16 protein-coding genes are annotated in these 17,889 nt (G+C 65.2%); 7 read left to right on the top strand and 9 right to left on the bottom strand.

The genetic code is table 11. The features are described 5' to 3' along the window. Positions 1-46 precede the first annotated feature (46 nt). The 5 genes from CLU85_RS05640 to CLU85_RS05660 all read right to left on the bottom strand — a co-directional run bounded on the left by CLU85_RS05640 (position 47) and on the right by CLU85_RS05660 (position 3,937). Positions 47-421, bottom strand: a complete 375-nt coding sequence (locus CLU85_RS05640) for a 6-carboxytetrahydropterin synthase (protein WP_100409432.1) — start codon at positions 419-421, stop codon at positions 47-49. Between the two features lie 22 nt (positions 422-443). Continuing rightward, positions 444-1,079, bottom strand: a complete 636-nt coding sequence (queE, locus tag CLU85_RS05645) for a 7-carboxy-7-deazaguanine synthase (RefSeq protein WP_100409433.1) — start codon at positions 1,077-1,079, stop codon at positions 444-446. Further along, positions 1,076-2,665, bottom strand: coding sequence for an L-aspartate oxidase (gene nadB / locus CLU85_RS05650; protein WP_100409434.1), 1,590 nt, complete (start codon positions 2,663-2,665; stop codon positions 1,076-1,078). Before nadB ends, queE begins: the two co-directional genes overlap by 4 nt. Before the next feature lie 137 nt (positions 2,666-2,802). Further along, positions 2,803-3,666: a ScpA family protein gene (locus CLU85_RS05655; RefSeq protein ID WP_100409435.1), complete on the bottom strand. Its 864-nt coding sequence runs from the start codon at positions 3,664-3,666 to the stop codon at positions 2,803-2,805. A 64-nt stretch (positions 3,667-3,730) separates the two neighbouring features. Continuing rightward, positions 3,731-3,937, bottom strand: a complete 207-nt coding sequence (locus CLU85_RS05660; RefSeq protein ID WP_100409436.1) for a DUF3460 family protein — start codon at positions 3,935-3,937, stop codon at positions 3,731-3,733. Between the two features lie 43 nt (positions 3,938-3,980). On the opposite strand from CLU85_RS05660, the gene CLU85_RS05665 reads away from it, so the two are divergent. Both CLU85_RS05665 and CLU85_RS05670 read left to right on the top strand, forming a co-directional pair. Next, positions 3,981-4,493 (top strand): outer membrane protein assembly factor BamE, encoded by a 513-nt coding sequence (locus CLU85_RS05665; protein WP_100409437.1) that lies wholly within the window; start codon positions 3,981-3,983, stop codon positions 4,491-4,493. A gap of 191 nt (positions 4,494-4,684) precedes the next feature. Next, positions 4,685-5,326, top strand: coding sequence for a YitT family protein (locus CLU85_RS05670; protein ID WP_100409438.1), 642 nt, complete (start codon positions 4,685-4,687; stop codon positions 5,324-5,326). Positions 5,327-5,363: 37 nt separating this feature from the next. Here CLU85_RS05670 and CLU85_RS05675 read toward each other — a convergent pair whose 3' ends face one another. Together CLU85_RS05675 and metG are read right to left on the bottom strand one after the other, a co-directional pair. Then, positions 5,364-5,621 carry a hypothetical protein gene (locus CLU85_RS05675; RefSeq protein ID WP_100412388.1) on the bottom strand — a complete coding sequence of 86 codons (258 nt, stop codon included), beginning with the start codon at positions 5,619-5,621 and terminating at the stop codon, positions 5,364-5,366. Between the two features lie 28 nt (positions 5,622-5,649). Then, positions 5,650-7,746: a methionine--tRNA ligase gene (gene metG, locus CLU85_RS05680; protein WP_100409439.1), complete on the bottom strand. Its 2,097-nt coding sequence runs from the start codon at positions 7,744-7,746 to the stop codon at positions 5,650-5,652. A 177-nt stretch (positions 7,747-7,923) separates the two neighbouring features. On the opposite strand from metG, the gene CLU85_RS05685 reads away from it, so the two are divergent. After that, the gene (locus CLU85_RS05685; RefSeq protein ID WP_100409440.1) at positions 7,924-8,634 is read left to right on the top strand and encodes a mobilization protein; all 711 of its coding nucleotides are present in this window, start codon (positions 7,924-7,926) and stop codon (positions 8,632-8,634) included. A gap of 122 nt (positions 8,635-8,756) precedes the next feature. Here CLU85_RS05685 and CLU85_RS05690 read toward each other — a convergent pair whose 3' ends face one another. Continuing rightward, entirely contained in the window at positions 8,757-10,019 is a 1,263-nt protein-coding gene (locus tag CLU85_RS05690) for a patatin-like phospholipase family protein (RefSeq protein ID WP_100409441.1), read from the bottom strand. Positions 10,020-10,126: 107 nt separating this feature from the next. Continuing rightward, positions 10,127-10,699 carry a restriction endonuclease gene (locus CLU85_RS05695; RefSeq protein ID WP_100412389.1) on the bottom strand — a complete coding sequence of 191 codons (573 nt, stop codon included), beginning with the start codon at positions 10,697-10,699 and terminating at the stop codon, positions 10,127-10,129. Between the two features lie 121 nt (positions 10,700-10,820). Here CLU85_RS05695 and apbC point away from each other — a divergent pair, with 121 nt between their 5' ends. From apbC to fdhF, 4 genes are all read left to right on the top strand, one after another. Then, positions 10,821-11,912 carry an iron-sulfur cluster carrier protein ApbC gene (gene apbC, locus CLU85_RS05700; RefSeq protein WP_100409442.1) on the top strand — a complete coding sequence of 364 codons (1,092 nt, stop codon included), beginning with the start codon at positions 10,821-10,823 and terminating at the stop codon, positions 11,910-11,912. 25 nt (positions 11,913-11,937) lie between these two features. Next, positions 11,938-12,894 carry a LysR substrate-binding domain-containing protein gene (locus CLU85_RS05705; RefSeq protein WP_100409443.1) on the top strand — a complete coding sequence of 319 codons (957 nt, stop codon included), beginning with the start codon at positions 11,938-11,940 and terminating at the stop codon, positions 12,892-12,894. 181 nt (positions 12,895-13,075) lie between these two features. Beyond that, complete coding sequence (locus CLU85_RS05710) at positions 13,076-14,974, top strand: NAD(P)H-dependent oxidoreductase subunit E (RefSeq protein WP_100409444.1); 1,899 nt, start codon at positions 13,076-13,078, stop codon at positions 14,972-14,974. Further along, positions 14,971-17,877, top strand: a complete 2,907-nt coding sequence (gene fdhF, locus CLU85_RS05715) for a formate dehydrogenase subunit alpha (RefSeq protein ID WP_100409445.1) — start codon at positions 14,971-14,973, stop codon at positions 17,875-17,877. The genes CLU85_RS05710 and fdhF overlap by 4 nt, the downstream gene beginning before the upstream one ends. Positions 17,878-17,889: the final 12 nt, after the last annotated feature.

A 17,889-nucleotide genomic window follows, 5' to 3' on the forward strand; every position in this document is an offset into this window, starting at 1 on the left:
TCTGTGAACTTTGGGGGTGGCCTGCCGTTGGCAGGGCCATGGCCGGTCAGGGCTGTGGGAAGTCCAGCACGCAGCTGTCGCCCAGCGCCTCGCGCCACACGCGCACGCGGCTCACGCTGGCGCGCAGGTCGGCGGGCAATGCCTGCGCGATGAACACGCACAGGTTCTCCAGCGTGGGCGTGCCCAGGCCGGGCACGTCGTCCAGCATGTGGTGGTCCAGCTGCTCGCGCACCACTTCGAGGCCCCGGCGCAGCAGGCCCAGGTCCAGCACCATGCCGGTGGCCGGGTCGCGCGCGCCGCTCACAAACACTTCGGCGTGGTAGGTGTGGCCATGCACACGGCGGCTGCCTTCGGCCTCGATTTCGCGTCGCAGGGTGTGGGCGGCGTCGAAAAAGAACCGCTGGGAGATGGTGAACAACATAGAACTACCGGAGAAAGTGGAATCACCGAATGCCGGTGAGCTTGTGGGTCTGCAGGCTCAATCGCCAGGCGGGATGGGCCAGGCAGGCGTCAATGCAGGTGGCGGTGTTCTTGCGCTGCAGCAGGCCATCCATGGGCTGCAGAAAGCGGTGGGCAAATTGCGTATCTTGCTCCAGCGCCTGCAGGTCAAAGCCGGGCTGGGGCCAGACCAGTTTCAGCTCCTGTCCGCTGCGCTGCACCCAGGGGGCTCCCGCCTTGGGGCTGATGCACAGCCAGTCGATGCCTTCGGGGGCCGCAATGGTGCCGTTGCTTTCGACGGCGATGCGGAATTGTTGTGCGTGCAGCGCGTCGATGAGGTCTGCATCCACTTGCAGCAACGGCTCACCGCCGGTCAGCACCACCAGCCGATGGCCCGCGCCCGCAGGCCATTGGGCGGCGATCAGCTCCGCCAGTGCGGTAGCCGTCTCGAACTTCCCGCCCAGCGTGCCGTCCGTGCCCACAAAGTCGGTGTCGCAAAACTGGCAGATGGCCTGGGCGCGGTCTTGCTCGCGGCCCGTCCAGAGGTTGCAGCCTGCAAAGCGGCAGAACACGGCGGGCGTGCCCGCCTGGCCGCCTTCGCCTTGCAGGGTGTAGAAGATTTCTTTGACGCTGTAGGTCATCGGGGCACCGGGGGGACTAAGAGGGTGGGGGCGGCGGGCGCCGCCATGTCGGGATAGTCGCGGCTGAAGTGCAGGCCCCGGCTTTCGCGGCGCAGTTGAGCGCTTTTCACAATCAGGTCGGCCACCTGCACCAGGTTGCGCAGCTCCAGCAGGTCGCGCGTGACGTGGAAGTGAGCGTAGAACTCCTGAATCTCGCCCTGCAGCAAGGCAATGCGGTGGGCGGCGCGCTCCAGGCGCTTGTTGGTGCGCACGATGCCCACGTAGTCCCACATGAAGCGGCGCAGCTCGTCCCAGTTGTGGGAGATGACGACGGACTCGTCAGCGTCGGTCACGCGGCTGTCGTCCCAGGCGGGCACGGTGGGCAGTTCCGTGGTCGGGGCCGCTGCAATGGCCTGCGCGGCGGCGCGGGCAAACACCATGCATTCGAGCAGCGAGTTGCTGGCCAGCCGGTTGGCGCCGTGCAGGCCCGTGCAGGCCACTTCGCCCACGGCATACAGCCCGGGCAGGTCAGTGCGGCCTGCCAGGTCGGTCAGTACCCCGCCGCAGGTGAAGTGGGCGGTGGGCACCACGGGGATGGGCTCTTGGGTGATGTCGATGCCCAGCGCTGCGCAGTGCGCCAGGATGTTGGGGAAGTGTTCTTGCAAAAACGCGGGGCTCTGGTGCGATATGTCCAGGTGCACGCAATCGAGCCCATGCTTTTTCATCTCGAAGTCGATGGCGCGGGCCACCACGTCGCGCGGGGCCAGTTCGGCACGCGGGTCGTGGTCGAGCATGAAGCGCGTGCCGCCTGCCGAAGGCGGCAGCAGCAGCTTGCCGCCTTCGCCGCGCACGGCTTCGCTGATGAGGAAGGATTTTTCGTGCGGGTGGTACAGGCCCGTGGGGTGGAACTGGATGAACTCCATATTGGCCACACGGCAGCCCGCACGCCAGGCGGCGGCAATGCCGTCGCCCGTGGCGGTGTCGGGGTTGGTGGTGTACAGGTACACCTTGCCCGCGCCGCCCGTGGCCAGGATGGTTTGTGGCGCGCGGAAGGTGACGACTGCATCGGTGTCGCTGTCCAGCGCGTACAGACCCAGGCACCGATTGCCAGGCAAGCCCAGCTTGCGCGTGGTGATCAGGTCCACCAGCGTGTGCTGCTCAAACAGCGTGATGCCGGGTGTGCTTCGCACCACGTCGATCAGCGTGCGCTGCACGGCCGCGCCGGTGGCGTCGGTCACGTGTGCAATGCGGCGCGCGCTGTGGCCGCCTTCGCGCGTGAGGTGCAGCTGGTCGCCTTCGAGCGTGAAGGGCACGCCCAGCTGGCGCAGCCACGCGATGGATGCCGGGGCGTTTTCCACCACAAACCGCGTGGTGGCCAGGTCGCACAAGCCTGCGCCTGCCACCAGCGTGTCTTCGATGTGCGCGGCAAAGCTGTCGTCGTCGGCCAGCACGGCGGCAATGCCGCCCTGGGCCCAGCCGCTCGATCCATCTTGCAGAGCGCGCTTGGTGATGACGGCCACGCGGTGCGTGGGCGCCAGGTGCAGCGCCGCCGAGAGGCCGGCGAGGCCGCTGCCTACGATGAGAACGTCAAAGTCGTGGGATGCCATAAGGGGTCCGTAATTGCCGTTGGAACCGGCGCTGCTTCAGGCCAGTGCCACCGGGGAGCGGGCCTTGCCATGCCACCGGTGGCGTCCCCCTCCCGCGCAGCGAGAGACAGGGAAGCGGCGCAGCCGCTCAGGGGGTGTCATGCCGGTACATAGGCCAGGCGCACGTAAATGGGCGCGAAGGCTTCGGCCTGCGTGATCTCGATCAGCGTCTCTTTGGCCAGTTCCAGCAGCGCAATGAAGGTGACCACCAGCACGGTGCTGCCCTTTTCGGGCTCGAAGAGTTCTTCAAACTCCACAAAGCGGCGGCCTTGCAGCGTTTTGAGCACCATGCTCATGTACTCGCGCACACTCAGTTCTTCGCGGGTGATGCGGTGGTGCTGCACCAGTTTTGCGCGCTTCAGGATGTCGCGCCAGGCGTCCTGCAGCTCCACCACATGCACATCCGGAAAGCGCGGCTGAAGGCTTTGCTCGATGTAGACCTGCGCCTTCAAAAAATCGCGCCCGTACTGCGGCACCTGCGACAACCGCATGGCCGCCATCTTCATCTGCTCGTATTCGAGCAGGCGGCGCACCAGTGCGGCGCGCGGGTCTTCGGGCTCTTCGCCCTCGGCCTGCTTCTTGGGGGGCAGCAGCATGCGCGACTTGATCTCGATCAGCATGGCGGCCATCAACAAATACTCGGCCGCCAGCTCCAGGTTGCGGCTGCGGATCTCGTCCACATACGCCAGGTACTGCTTGGTCACCCCCACCATGGGGATGTCGAGGATGTTGAAGTTCTGCTTGCGGATCAGGTACAGCAGCAAATCGAGCGGGCCTTCAAAGGCTTCGAGGAAGACTTCGAGTGCATCCGGCGGGATGTACAGGTCGGTCGGCATGGCGAACAGCGGTTCGCCATACAGCCGGGCCAGCGCCACCTGGTCGACCACCACGGGCATGCCACCCGCGTCCTGCGCGCGCGCGCCTGGCGTGTCGGCGGCCTGGGCTGGGCTCGCGGTGGTCATGAATTGCTATGCTAAATATAGCTGCTAGTGCTTATTGAATAAGCACTAGAGGCCAATTTGATGCTTATTCTGCGTTCGTCTGGTAGACGTAGGGCTTTTGCTCGACCTGGCCTTCGCGGTACTCGCCCCAGACCTTGCGGTCCACGTTCTTGTCCCAGAGCAAAGCCCGGCCTGCGAGCTGCTCGGCTTCCAGCCCGGGCTTGCTGGCCTTGAGCTGGTTGATGAACTGGGTGGTGTCGGATTGGTAATCGGGGCGGCGGAAAATGGACATGGACTGTTAACCTCTTTGGCTTGGATTTTACCGGGACGATCCCATGCTCTTGATATATCGCGCGGCTGTCATCGCAACCACCGTCTTTTCGCTGCTGGCGCTCACCGCCTGCGACCCCCAGCGCATCAGCGAACTCAAAGAAGGCGTTTCGACCGAAGCCGATGTGCGTGACCGTTTTGGCGCCCCCGAAAACGTGTGGGACGAGCCCGGCGGCGCCCGCACCTTGGAATACAACCGACAGCCCGCAGGCCAGGTCAACTACATGATCACCATTGGCGCCGATGGCCACATGACCGCGTTGCGCCAGGTGCTGACACCCGACACCTTTGCGCGCGTTGTGCCCGGCATGCGCATGGACGAAGTACGCCGCATGTTGGGCAAGCCCGCCAAAGTCACCCCCTACGAGCTGAAAAAAGAAACCTGGGCCGATTGGCGTTTTCTGGCATCGCCCAACCAGGCCCAGGTGTTCACCGTGATCTATGGCCCCGATCAGTTTGTACTGCGCACCCAGACAGGGGCCGACATGGACGCCCCGGAGTTCAAGGGTGGCAAGTAGGCTGTTGATGCGCCCGGCCGTGGGGCCACGGCCCGCAGTCGCACAGCGCAGGGGCTGTGGGGCTGTGGCCTGGCGCAATGCTTGCTTTCCCTTGATCGCCTTCCCGGCTGGTGGTGTCTGCCGCAGGCCTTGATGGAGGCACCGACGGCGCTCCCCCTGACGTCAGCACTGAACAATGCACCGAAAGACCCATGCCTGATACCCCTCCCTCTGTGGCCGACGCCGCTGCCCCAGCGTCTGCCCTGCGCCATGGTGCGTTTGAAGACGCCCAGGCGCTGTTCGCTGGCACCCTGTTCGTCGCCATGGCGCTCATGCTGTTCAACCAGGCGGGGCTGTTGGTGGGTGGCACGGCGGGGGCGGCGTTTTTGCTGCATTACGTCACCGGCATCTCTTTCGGCAAGCTCTTCTTTGCGGTGAATCTGCCGTTTTACTGGTTCGCCTGGACGCGCATGGGCCGTGAATTCACCATCAAGACCTTTGTCTGCGTGGCCCTGCTGTCGCTGCTGACCGAGTTGTTCCCGCATGTGATGCATGTGGACTATTTGAACCCGCTGTTTGCGTCGTTGCTGGGCGGGCTGCTGCTGGGCACGGGCTGCCTGTTCCTGGCGCGCCACCGCTCCAGCCTGGGCGGGGCCACCGTGGTGTCGCTGTACCTGCAAAGCCGCTATGGCATGCGTGCGGGCAAGGTGCAAATGATGATTGACGGCACCGTGGTGCTGCTGGCCTTGGTCATCGTGCCCGTGGACCGGGTGGCGTATTCGGTGCTGGCAGTGCTGGTGATGAGCGGATTTTTGTGGATCAGCCACCGGCCCGGGCGCTACACCGGCGAGTGACCCCGAGGGCCGGCGCTGCGGGTTTCAAGGCCTGCGCTCAGGGCGCGGGCCGGATGGATTCACGGATCTGAATGCCGCTGTGGTCTGGGGGCGGACTGCCGGACACCGCGTCTGCCGCCATGCCCACGCCTTTGCCAACCACCTTGGCCGCGCCAATGGCAGCATCTGCCGCCAGGCCCACGGCCGATGCCGTGACGCTCACCGTCGTGGCCGCTACCGACACCACCGTGCAGCCCGACAGCACAGGCCCCACCGCACCTGCCAGCATTGCCAAGGTGGCTACCGCGCCGCGCATCTTGGGGCGCATGTGACTGCCGCCGCGCTCAGCGCACCCGCATGCCAGGCGTGGCGCCGGGCCAGGGGTTGAGTACATAGATGCCGGGGTTGGCTTTCTCGTCACCATGGCTGGCAGCCAGCACCATGCCTTCAGAGACGCCAAACTTCATCTTGCGCGGCGCCAGGTTGGCCACCATCACGGTGTGCTTGCCCACCAGGTCTTCGGGCTTGTAGGCGCTGGCAATGCCGCTGAACACGTTCCGTGTGCGGCCTTCGCCCACGTCCAGCGTCAGGCGCAGCAGCTTGGTCGATCCCTCCACCGCCTCGCAGTTCACGATCAGCGCAATGCGCAGGTCGATCTTGGTGAAGTCGTCGATGGTGATGGTGGGGGCGAGTTCTTCGCCACCGGGGTGGCCGGATGCTACGGTTTCCGTAGCTGCTGGCGCTTGTTCTGCCTGCGCTGGAGCCTCAAACAATGCTTCAAGCTGTTCAGGGGTCACACGTTGCATCAGGTGCTGGTAGGGGGCGATGGCTTGCACATCGCCCGCCACGTTCCACTGCTGCATGTCCACGCCCACAAAGCCTTGCACGGCCTGGGCCAGGCCCGGCAGCACGGGCGACAGGTAGCGTGTGAGCGCCGCAAAGGTGTTGATCAGCACCGAGCACACCTGGTGCAGGGCTTGGTTGTTGTCCGGGTTCTTGGCCAGGTCCCAGGGCTTGTTCTGGTCCACGTAAGCGTTGACCTTGTCGGCCAGCAACATGATCTCGCGGGTGGCTTTGCTGTACTCGCGGGTGTCGTACATCTGGGCAATGGTGCCGCTGGCGCCCCGCACCTCTGCCAGCAGGGCTGCGCCCGTGGTGCCGAAGTCGCTGGTCAGTTGGCCGTCAAACCGCTTGGTCAAGAACCCCGCTGCACGGCTGGCAATGTTCACGTACTTGCCAATCAGATCGCTGTTCACCCGCAGCATGAAGTCTTCGGCATTGAAGTCGATGTCTTCGTTGCGCGCCGACAGCTTGGCGGCCAGGTAGTAGCGCAGCCATTCGGCGTTCATGTTGAGGCTCAGGTACTTGAGCGGGTCCAGGCCGGTGCCCCGGCTCTTGCTCATCTTCTCGCCGTTGTTCACCGTGAGGAACCCGTGCACGAACACGTTGTTGGGCGTTTTGCGGCCGCTGAAGTGCAGCATGGCGGGCCAGAACAGCGTGTGGAAGGTGACGATGTCCTTGCCGATGAAGTGGTACTGCTCCATGGCCGGGTCGGCCATGTAGGCGTCGTAGCTTTCGCCGCGCTTTTCGAGCAGGTTCTTCAGCGAGGCCAGGTAGCCCACGGGGGCGTCGAGCCACACATAGAAGTATTTGCCCGGCGCGTCAGGGATCTCAATGCCGAAGTAGGGCGCGTCGCGGCTGATGTCCCAGTCGCCCAGGCCTTCACTCTGCGTGCCATCGGGGTTGGTGCGGACGCTGAACCATTCCTTGATCTTGTTGGCCACTTCGGGCTGCAGTTTGCCGTCTTGCGTCCAGTTCTCTAGAAACTCCACGCAGCGTGGGTCTGAGAGCTTGAAGAAGAAGTGCTCCGAGTGCTTCAACTCGGGCTTGGCGCCTGACAGGGCCGAGAACGGGTTGATCAGGTCAGTGGGCGCATACACCGCGCCACACACCTCGCAGTTGTCGCCGTACTGGTCCTTGGAATGGCACTTGGGGCATTCGCCCTTGATGTAGCGGTCTGGCAGGAACATGTTCTTTTCGGGGTCGAAGAACTGTTCGATGGTGCGCACTTCGATCAGCGATCCATCGGCGCGGTCGCGCAGGTCGCGGTAGATCTGGCGGGCCAGGTCGTGGTTTTCGGGCGCGTCGGTGCTGTGCCAGTTGTCAAAGCTGATGTGAAAGCCGTCCAGGTACTGCTTGCGGCCTGCAGCGATGTCGGCCACGAACTGCTGGGGCGTCTTGCCCGCCTTTTCGGCCGCAATCATGATGGGCGCGCCGTGTGTGTCGTCGGCCCCCACAAAATTCACGGCGTTGCCCTGCATCCTTTGGAACCGCACCCAGATGTCGGCCTGGATGTATTCCATGATGTGGCCGATGTGGAAGTTGCCGTTGGCGTACGGCAGGGCGGTAGTGACAAAGAGTTTGCGGGCGGATGACGTCATGAAAGCGGCTTTCTCAGGCGGAACCCGCGATTTTAGGCGGTTGGGGCCCTGTGTTTTGCGGCGTTGTGCCTTGACGGGGCGGGTCGGGGTGGGCGTGGCCCTTGGTAATGGGCCGTAAAAAGACGCTAGCACGCGTCTTGCTTCGGTCTCGTCTTCACGCTCAGTTCAAGGAAACCCATGGCATCCATCAATTTCATCGGCGGCGAAAAAGGCGGGGTCGGCAAATCCGTCGTGGCACGTTTGCTGGCGCAGTATTTCATCGACCAGGGGCGTGCCTTTACCGGTTTTGACACCGACCGCTCACACACCTCCTTCACCCGGTTTTATGCCGATTACGCCGCGCCGGTGGTGGTGGACACCTACGAAGGGCTGGATTCGATTGCCGGCGTCTACGAAACACCCCCCTTGGTGGGCCCCCTGCCGGATGTGATCGTCGATCTGGCCGCGCAGACCGCTACCCCTCTGGCGCTCTGGGTTCACGACTCCGACCTGGTGCCGCTGATGGCCAGTCTGGGCGTGTCAGTGAATTTCTGGCACGTGGCCGATGCGGGCAAGGACTCGGTGGATCTGCTGGACCGCCTGGTGGCTACCTATGGCGTTGGCCCCAACTACATCGTGGTGAAGAACAAGGGCCGTGGCAGTGATTTCTCGCAACTGGAGGCTTCGGGTGCACTCAAGAAGGCGAAGGCGCTGGGTGGCCATGTGATCGACCTCGCGCAGTTGCACGAGGCGAGCATGCGCAAGATCGATCGGCAAAACGCCAGCTTCTGGGCAGCTGCCCACGCCACCACGGGGGTGGATGCCTTGGGGATGCTGGAGCGCCAACGTGTCAAAACCTGGCTGAAGCGCGCTTACGCCGACCTCGACACCCTGCCGCTGGGCTCATAACACGTCCCGCGTCGGTCTGGGCCTCGTGGTCTGTTCGGCCCCGAGGGGCGCTGAGTTACCCCTGCGCGGGGTCATGGAGCTTTCTGGGGTAGTGTGCCCCTAGGCCTTGCAGCGCCGCATTGTCAACTGTGGTGCCGCATCTCCAGTTCGGCGCCGGTGTCCGTCCACCCAAAAAATCGGCACACGTCGGCCCGCATGGCCAGCGTGTCCGCCCGGCCCAGGGCCATCAGCTCCTGCGTGTAGCCCGCCTCGAACAGCAGGTAGCTGGCCAGCGCTGCGCCGCGCACGTCGGCCATGTTGGAGGTCACACCCAGGGCACCCAGCATGGTGCGCACGGGGGTGGGCAGGTCGCCCACATGGCGCGCAGCCACGGCATCGAGCCGCTGCGAGGGGGCGATGACCAGTAGCTCGATCGGGCGCAGCGCGCTGTGCAGGCGCTTTTCTTCAGGGATGAGCGACAAGGTCTGGTTGATGCGCTGCACGCGCTCCACATCCACGGCCAATGCATCCAGAAAAATGTTCGACAGCGCGTGCCCCGCGATTTGCGCCAGCGTGGGGTAGGTGGCCGTGGGGTTGGCGGCAGCATCGCCCTTGGGCTCGTGCATACGGCCCGCTCCGATCACCAGAATGCGCTCAGCCCCCAGGTGGATGGCGGGGGCAATGGGCGCCGATTGGCGCATGGAGCCGTCACCAAAGTATTCGACATGGTCGTCCACCTCGATGCCTTTGGCCGGAAAGATGAAAGGAATGGCCGACGACGCGAGCAAATGCTCATGTGTGATGCGGTCGCTGGCCGCCTTGCGTTGTGAGCGCACCCAGGGTTTGACGGGCGTGGCGGCTTCAAAGAAAGTGACATGTTCGCCCGAGCTGTAGCTCGATGCCGTCACCGCCAACGCCGTGAGGTGGCCCTTGCGGATGAGCCGGGGCAGGCGCACCAGCGGCACCATCTTGACCAGCAATTTTTCCAGTGGCGAGTTGTCGAGCAGCGAACGCGGGCGCATGCGCCGCCATCGGGCCAGGGCCCAGCCCATCGACACCAGCGTGAGCCAGCGCGCGCCGCTGCGCATCACCGAGAGCGAGTCGGCGCCATAGACCTGGTGGGCATGGAACTGGCGCCACACCCGGGCAATGCGGCGCACGGCGCGGTCGAAGTTGTCGGCCCCGCAGGCCAGCGCGGCCGCGTTGATGGCACCGGCGGAGGTGCCGGTGATGATGGGAAACGGGTTGGGCCCACCGCTTTCTCCACAGGCGTGGCGGATGTCCGCAATGGCCTCCAGCACGCCCACCTGGTAGGCGGCTCGGGCGCCGCCGCCGGTCAGCAGCAGGCCAGTGGCGGGTGTGGTGGAGGCTGTGCCGGGGTGGTCTGGTGAGTCAATGGACGGCATGGCGGGCGGTGCAGGGCGATACACAGAGTGTGGAGTGCTCCCCCGCCTGCTCCATGTGGGGAAACCCGCATGGAGCAGCGCTTTTGGGGAGGTACTGCCCGGCTTTGTCAGCGTTGGGCCAGCAATAGCTGTGCTACAGCGTCGCCCTGCAACACCACAATGCCATGTTCACGGGCAAACACCTGTGCGTTGTCGCTGACCTGCCCGAAGGCCGCCATGTAGACGCCCGCCGGGGCATCGCTGACCACCATGGCGGCGTGCAGTTCGCGCAATGGCTCCACGCCGTGGGTGGCGGCTTTCCAGCGTTTGGCGCTGACCAGGGTGGTTTTTCCGCCCTGGGTCAGTCGCATGTCGGCACCGGCGGCCTGGTTGCCGCCCAGGCGTTCTACCGTGTAGCCCGCGCGCTCCCAGGCGGTTGCCAGGGTGTCGGCGAAGCTGCGCCAGGGCATGCTGCCCACGGCCTCCAGCATCTCGACCACCTTGGCGGGGTTGGGGGCGCGCAGTTGTTTCCAGGCCGCCATGCAGCCCACCACAAAGATGGGGAAACCCGCCAATGCACCCACCACAAAGTATTCCTTGGGCAAAAACGCCCCGGCCGCCAACGTGATGACGCCCACCACCGCAAAGCTGATCCACCACGGCGAGCGCAGCAGCACGGCAAACAGGGAGTTTTCGGACATCTTGAATTTCACGGGAGGCCTTTGGTGGAGAGTGCGACGATGCAATGCGGTGCGCATTGTCCTTCAGTGGCAGGGGGCGGGAGCTTGGGAATAGACTACCGGCCCCACAGGAGTTATTTGAATGTCAGTCACCGAACAGGGCCTTTTGGCCGCACTTTCCAGCGTGCTGGACCCCCATACGGGCAAGGATTTCGTCAGCAGCCGCGCCTTGCGCAACCTGCAGATCACCGGTGGCGATGTGGCTTTTGACGTCGAACTGGGCTACCCCGCCAAAAGCCTGGTGCCCGAATTGCGCCGCAGCCTGGTAGCTGCTGCCAAGGGCGTGGCCGGGGTTGACAATGTGTCGGTCAACATCACCACCAAGGTCATGGCCCATGCGGTGCAGCGCGGCGTGCAGCTGCTGCCACAGGTCAAGAACATCATTGCTGTGGCCTCGGGCAAGGGCGGTGTGGGCAAGAGCACCACGGCCGCCAACCTGGCCCTGGCCCTGGCTGCCGAAGGCGCCAGCGTGGGCGTGCTGGACGCCGACATCTACGGCCCCAGCCAGCCCATGATGCTGGGCATCAACCGCCGCCCCGAGAGCGATGACGGCAAGACCATGGAGCCGCTGGAGAACTACGGCGTGCAAGTCATGTCCATCGGGTTCTTGGTGGACCAAGACGAAGCCATGATCTGGCGCGGCCCCATGGCCACCCAGGCGCTGGAGCAGCTCTTGCGCCAGACCAACTGGAAAGACCTCGATTACCTCATCATCGACATGCCGCCCGGCACCGGTGACATCCAGCTCACCCTGAGCCAGCGGGTGCCCATGACCGGCGCCGTCATCGTGACCACGCCGCAGGACATTGCCCTGCTGGATGCCAAGAAGGGCATCAAGATGTTTGAAAAGGTGGGCGTGCCCATCCTGGGCATCGTCGAGAACATGGCGGTGCATGTGTGCAGCAACTGCGGACAGGTGGAGCATATTTTTGGCGCCGATGGCGGCAAAAAAATGGCGGCCGAATACCACATGGACTACCTGGGTGCGCTGCCGCTGGACATGAGCATTCGCCTGCAGGCCGACAGCGGCAAGCCCACCGTGGTGGCCGACCCGGACGGCGACGTGGCCAAGATCTACAAGAAGGTGGCGCGCGATGTGGCGGTGAAGATTGCGCAACAGGCGAAGGACTTCTCCAGCAAATTTCCCACCATCTCGATCAGCAAGAACACCTGATCCTCCCGAGCCGCCGCACCGCGCCATGAATCTGCTCGCGTCCCTGCGCTACCTCGTGGCGCTGCACGAGCACCGCCACTTTGGCCGGGCGGCGCAGGCCTGCCATATCACGCAGCCTGCGCTGTCCAACGCCTTGCGTGCGCTGGAAAAAGAGTTTGGCGTGGTCGTGGTGCGCCGGGGCCGCAGTTTTGAGGGTTTCACGCCCGAGGGCGAGCGGGTGCTGGCCTCGGCCCAGCGCATGCTGCATGAGCACCAGGTGCTGCAGCAGGACCTCAGTAGCGACTCCGCCCACCCGCGCGGTACGCTGCGCCTGGGCGCCGTGCCCACGGCCATGCCCATCCTGGCGCGGTTTGCGGCGCAGTTGCAGGCGCGGCACCCGGGCATCGTGCCGGTGGCGCTGTCGATGAGTTCGCAGGCGCTGGAGGCCGGGCTGGAGTCCATTGCGCTCGACCTGGCGCTGGGCTACACCGAGCGCATGCCGGTGCGCGGCGGGCAGCTCAAGGCTTGGCCGCAGTATGTGGAGCATTACTTTTTATTGCGCAGGGCGCCGCGCCAGCTGCAAGGTCAGTTACGCGGTTTACAGATAGGACCGCCCATGGCGTGGGCCGATGCGGCGGCCTTGCCGTTGTGCCTGCTGACCCCCGAGATGCACAACCGCAGCCTGGTCGACAGCGCGTTTCGCAGCGCAGGCGCCACAGTGCTGCCCGCCATGGAAACCGACTCGGTGCTCACCCTGGCGCTGAGTGTGGTGGCGGGCGAGTTGTGCAGCGTCTTGCCGGGTGCCCTGGTCGATGCCGTGCGGGGCCACGACGGGCTGGAGGCCTTGCCCCTCGTTGGCCCGGTGTTGACCACACCCATCGGTTTCATGTCGCACCGCCAGGTGCAGCCCACCCGCGCGCTGGATGCGGCGCTGGCCCTGGCGCAGGACGTGGATTGGTTGCGGCACGCCACGGCGCACAGTGGGTTGTTGGCCGACGGCTGACACCGAAAGATGGTGGCGCAGTGCGCTGCCGCTGATTTGCGATGCGCTGATTTTCCCGTCGGTTCATTTGTTTTTGTGATCGCCCCATGTGCATCAGCAATTTGACGCACGCGGCAGGGGTGGCTGACACTGCGCCGGTGCGCCGGGCCCATGCAGGCGCCTTCCTATCAAAAAACACCCCATGCACCTTGCCCCTGAAGCCCCGACCGTGGCCGCTGTGTCCGTTGATGACATGCGCGAGCGCATTCGCCGCAAAAGCCGCTTGAAGGGCCGCCAGCCCGAAGATGCCGCGATGGCCGAGGTGGCGCAGCTGCTGGGCCCGCGCCCTTCCACGGGTTTTCGGCGAGACCTGCTCATCGAGTACCTGCACCGCCTGAACGATCACTTCGGTGTGCTGCACGACCGGCATCTGGTGGCGCTGGCCAAGCAGATGAACCTGCCCATGGCCGAGGTGTACGAGGTGGCCAGCTTTTATCATCACTTCGAGATCGTGCGCGGCGACGACGCTGTGGCCCCGCGCCTGGTGCTGCGGGTGTGCGACAGCCTCAGCTGCAGCCTGGCAGGCGCGCATGAACTGCTGGCCGCACTGCCCGAGCGCCTGCGTGCTGCAGGTCAGGGCGACGTGCAGGTACAAGCTGTGCCGTGCGTGGGCCGATGCGAGCAAGCACCTGTGGCCGTGGTGCACCAGTGCCCGGTGCCCCAGGCCACGGTGGACACGGTGCTGGAAACAGTGAGTTTGAAGCCAAATCGGGCTCTGGCGCTTCATCCACAAGCGCCAGAAGCTATCAATTTTGATATTGCCGCGCTGGCGGAGCAAAGCGTGCCCGCGCAGCCGGATGGAATCAGCCCCGCCCACACCGACCTGGCCACGTACCGCGCGCACGGCGGCTATCAGACCGCTGCTGCATTGGTCAACGGCGAAATGGACGCCGAGGCCGTGCTTGCGGCCATGGAAAACTCGGGCCTGCGTGGCCTGGGGGGCGCGGGATTTCCGGCGGGACGCAAGTGGCGCATTGTTCGGGACCAGCCCGCGCCGCGCCTGATGGCCGTCAACATTGATGAAGGCGAGCCCGGCACCTTCAAGGACCGCACCTACCTCGAACGCGACCCGCACCGTTTTCTCGAAGGCGTGCTCATCGCCGCCCAGGTGGTGGGCACCGAGTCCATCTACGTTTACCTGCGCGACGAATACCACGGCTGCCGCGCGCTGCTGCAGGCGGCGCTCGATGACCTGCGCGCCGAGCCGCCATGCCCGCTGCCCCACATCGAGCTGCGCCGGGGCGCAGGCGCCTACATCTGCGGCGAAGAGTCGGCCATGATCGAGAGCATTGAAGGCAAACGCGGCGAGCCGCGCATGCGCCCGCCCTACATCGCGCAGGTGGGCCTGTTTGGCAGGCCCACGCTGGAGCACAACTTCGAGACCCTGTACTGGGTGCGCGACATCGTCGAGCGCGGCCCGCAGTGGTTTGCCAGCTTTGGCCGCAACGGCCGCAAGGGGCTGCGCAGTTTCAGCGTGAGCGGGCGGGTGAAGCACCCCGGCGTCAAGCTGGCTCCCGCGGGCATCACGGTGCAGGAACTCATCGACGAATACTGCGGCGGCATGCTGGCCGGCCATGAGCTGTACGCCTACCTGCCCGGTGGCGCCTCGGGCGGCATCTTGCCCGCCAGCCTCAACCACATCCCGCTCGATTTCGACACGCTGCAACCCTACGGCTGCTTCATCGGTTCGGCCGCCGTCATCGTGCTCAGCCAGCACGACCGGGCGCGCGATGCGGCGCTGAACGTGATGCGGTTTTTTGAACACGAAAGCTGCGGCCAGTGCACGCCCTGCCGTGTGGGCACGGCCAAAGCTGCGACGCTGATGGAGGCGCCGCAGTGGGACGAAGAACTGCTCGATGACCTGGCGCAGGTGATGGCCGATGCGTCCATCTGCGGCCTGGGCCAGGCGGCGCCCAACCCGATCCGCTGCATCCATAAGTACTTTGCGCACGAGGTGGGGGAGGGCCCCTGGCCGGGCGACCTGCCCAAGCCGCGCAACAGCCCCCTGACCGAGCAGTTGCCTGGAGGGCTGAAGCCATGAGCGCCGTTTTGATGCCTGCCGCAATGCAGCCCAGTGTGGCCTTTGAGCTGGACGGCCAGCCCGTCACCGCCCACCCCGGCGAAACCATTTTGAAAGCCGCGCAGCGCCACGGGGTAGATATCCCGCACCTCTGCTACACCGACGGTCTGCGCCCCGACGGCAACTGCCGCGCCTGCGTGGTCGAGATCGCGGGCGAGCGCACGCTGGCCCCCAGTTGCTGCCGCGCACCCACCGAAGGCATGAAGGTGTCGGCGGCCAGCCCGCGCGCCCGCAAAAGCCAACAGATGGTGGTGGAGATGCTGCTGTCGGACATGCCCGATGTGGGTTACCGCTGGAACGATGAAAAGAAGAATACTCCTGAATTGATAGCTGTTAGCGCTTATATATCAAGCGCTAGATACCAATTTGACTCAGAAAATCAAGAAACGATAGGCCAACACGGCGAGTTGAGCGAATGGGCAGACCGCCTGGGCGTCTCGGTGCGCCCGGCCCTCAAAGCCTTGCGCCGCGAGCAACCCGCGCCGGACTTGAGCCACCCCGCCATGGCCGTCAACCTCGACGCCTGCATCCAGTGCAACCGCTGCGTGCGCGCCTGCCGCGAAGAACAGGTCAACGACGTCATCGGCTACGCGCTGCGCGGCTCGCACAGCAAGATCGTGTTCGACCTGGACGACCCCATGGCGACAAGCACCTGCGTGGCCTGCGGCGAATGTGTGCAGGCCTGCCCCACGGGCGCGCTCAGCCCCAAGACGCACATCGGCTCGCAGGCGGTGGACCGCAAGGTCGATTCGGTCTGCCCGTTCTGCGGGGTGGGCTGCCTCATCACCTACAACGTGCGCGATGAAAAAATCATCAGCGTCGAAGGCCGAGACGGCCCCGCCAACCATGGCCGCCTGTGTGTGAAGGGGCGCTTTGGTTTTGACTACGCCCACCACCCCGACCGCCTCACCGTGCCGCTGATCCGCAAGAGCGGCGTGCCCAAGGAGGTGCGCCCTTACGGCGCCGACTGGCATGACACCTTCCGCGAAGCGACCTGGGACGAAGCACTCGATCTTGCGGCGGGAACGCTCAAAAACCTGCGCGACACACACGGCCCGAAGGCGCTGGCGGGCTTTGGCTCGGCCAAGGGCAGCAACGAAGAGGCCTACTTGTTTCAGAAGCTGGTGCGCACCGGCTTTGGCAGCAACAACGTGGACCACTGCACGCGTTTATGCCATGCGTCCAGCGTGGCCGCGTTGCTTGAAGGCGTGGGCTCCGGCGCGGTGAGCAACCCGGTGAACGACGTGGAGCATGCCGGGCTGATCTTGGTGATCGGCTCCAACCCCACGGCCAACCACCCCGTGGCCGCCACGTGGATGAAAAACGCTGCACAGCGCGGCGCGAAGATCGTGCTGGCCGACCCGCGCATCACGGACATCGGTCGCCACGCCTGGCGCACGCTGCAGTTCAAGGCCGACACCGACGTGGCCATGCTCAACGCGCTGATCCACACGGTGATTGACGAAGGCCTGGTGGACGAAGCCTTTGTTCGCGACCGCGCCAACAACTTCGAGGCGCTCAAGGCCAATGTGATGGGCTGCAGCCCCGAGGCCATGGCGCCGGTGTGCGGCATCCCGGCCGAGACGCTGCGCGAGGTGGCACGGGCGTTTGCCACATCGAAGGCATCGATGATCCTCTGGGGCATGGGCATCAGCCAGCATGTGCACGGCACCGACAACGCGCGCTGCCTGATCGCGCTGTGCGCCATCACCGGGCAGATCGGCAAGCCGGGCTCCGGCCTGCACCCGCTGCGTGGCCAGAACAACGTGCAGGGCGCCAGCGACGCGGGCCTGATCCCCATGATGTTCCCCAACTACCAGCGCGTGGACAACGCCGGGGCGCATGCCTGGTTCGAGAGCTTCTGGGGCATGCCCCTGGACGAAACGCCGGGCTACACGGTCGTCGAAATCATGCACAAGGCCTTGGCGCCGGACAGCGACCCGCACAAGGTGCGCGGCATGTACATCATGGGCGAAAACCCCGCCATGAGCGACCCCGACCTGAACCATGCGCGCCATGCGCTGGCCAGCCTGTCGCACCTGGTGGTGCAGGATATCTTTTTGACCGAAACCGCCTGGCTGGCCGACGTGGTGCTGCCCGCCAGCGCCTGGCCCGAAAAGACCGGCACTGCAAGCAACACCGACCGCATGGTGCAGATGGGCCGCCGCGCCTTGAACCCGCCGGGCGATGCGCAGCCGGACCTGTGGATCATTCAGCAGCTGGCCGTGCGCATGGGCTTGCCCTGGAATTACGAGGGCGAAGGATCTGGCGTGGCCGCTGTGTATGACGAGATGCGCCAGGCCATGCACGCCAGCATCGAGGGCATTACCTGGGACCGGCTGGAACGCCACTCCAGCGTGACCTACCCCTGCCTCACGGCCGACGACCCGGGCCAGCCCATCGTCTTCACCGAGAAATTCCCCACGCCCACGGGGCGCCTGCAACTGGTGCCCGCCAGTGTGATCCCCGCGGCCGAAAAGCCCGATGCCGACTACCCGCTGGTGCTCATCACCGGCCGCCAGCTGGAGCATTGGCACACCGGCAGCATGACGCGGCGCAGCACGGTGCTGGATGCCATCGAGCCCATGGCCACCGCGTCGCTGCATGGCGACGAACTGGCGCGGTTGGGCGTGGCGCCTGGCGAACTGGTCGGCATCCGCTCGCGGCGGGGCATGCTGCAGGTGCGCGTTCGGCGTGACGATGGCACGCCGCATGGCACGGTGTTCATGCCCTTTGCGTATGTGGAGGCGGCGGCCAATCTGCTGACCAACGCGGCGCTGGACCCGTTTGGAAAGATCCCCGAGTTCAAGTACTGCGCGGTGGCCATTCAGGTGTTGCAAGCCACTGGCAGCGAAGTCGCCTGACGCCGCGCGAAC

This window comes from Acidovorax sp. 69 (assembly GCF_002797445.1).
Taxonomy (GTDB): domain Bacteria; phylum Pseudomonadota; class Gammaproteobacteria; order Burkholderiales; family Burkholderiaceae_C; genus Acidovorax.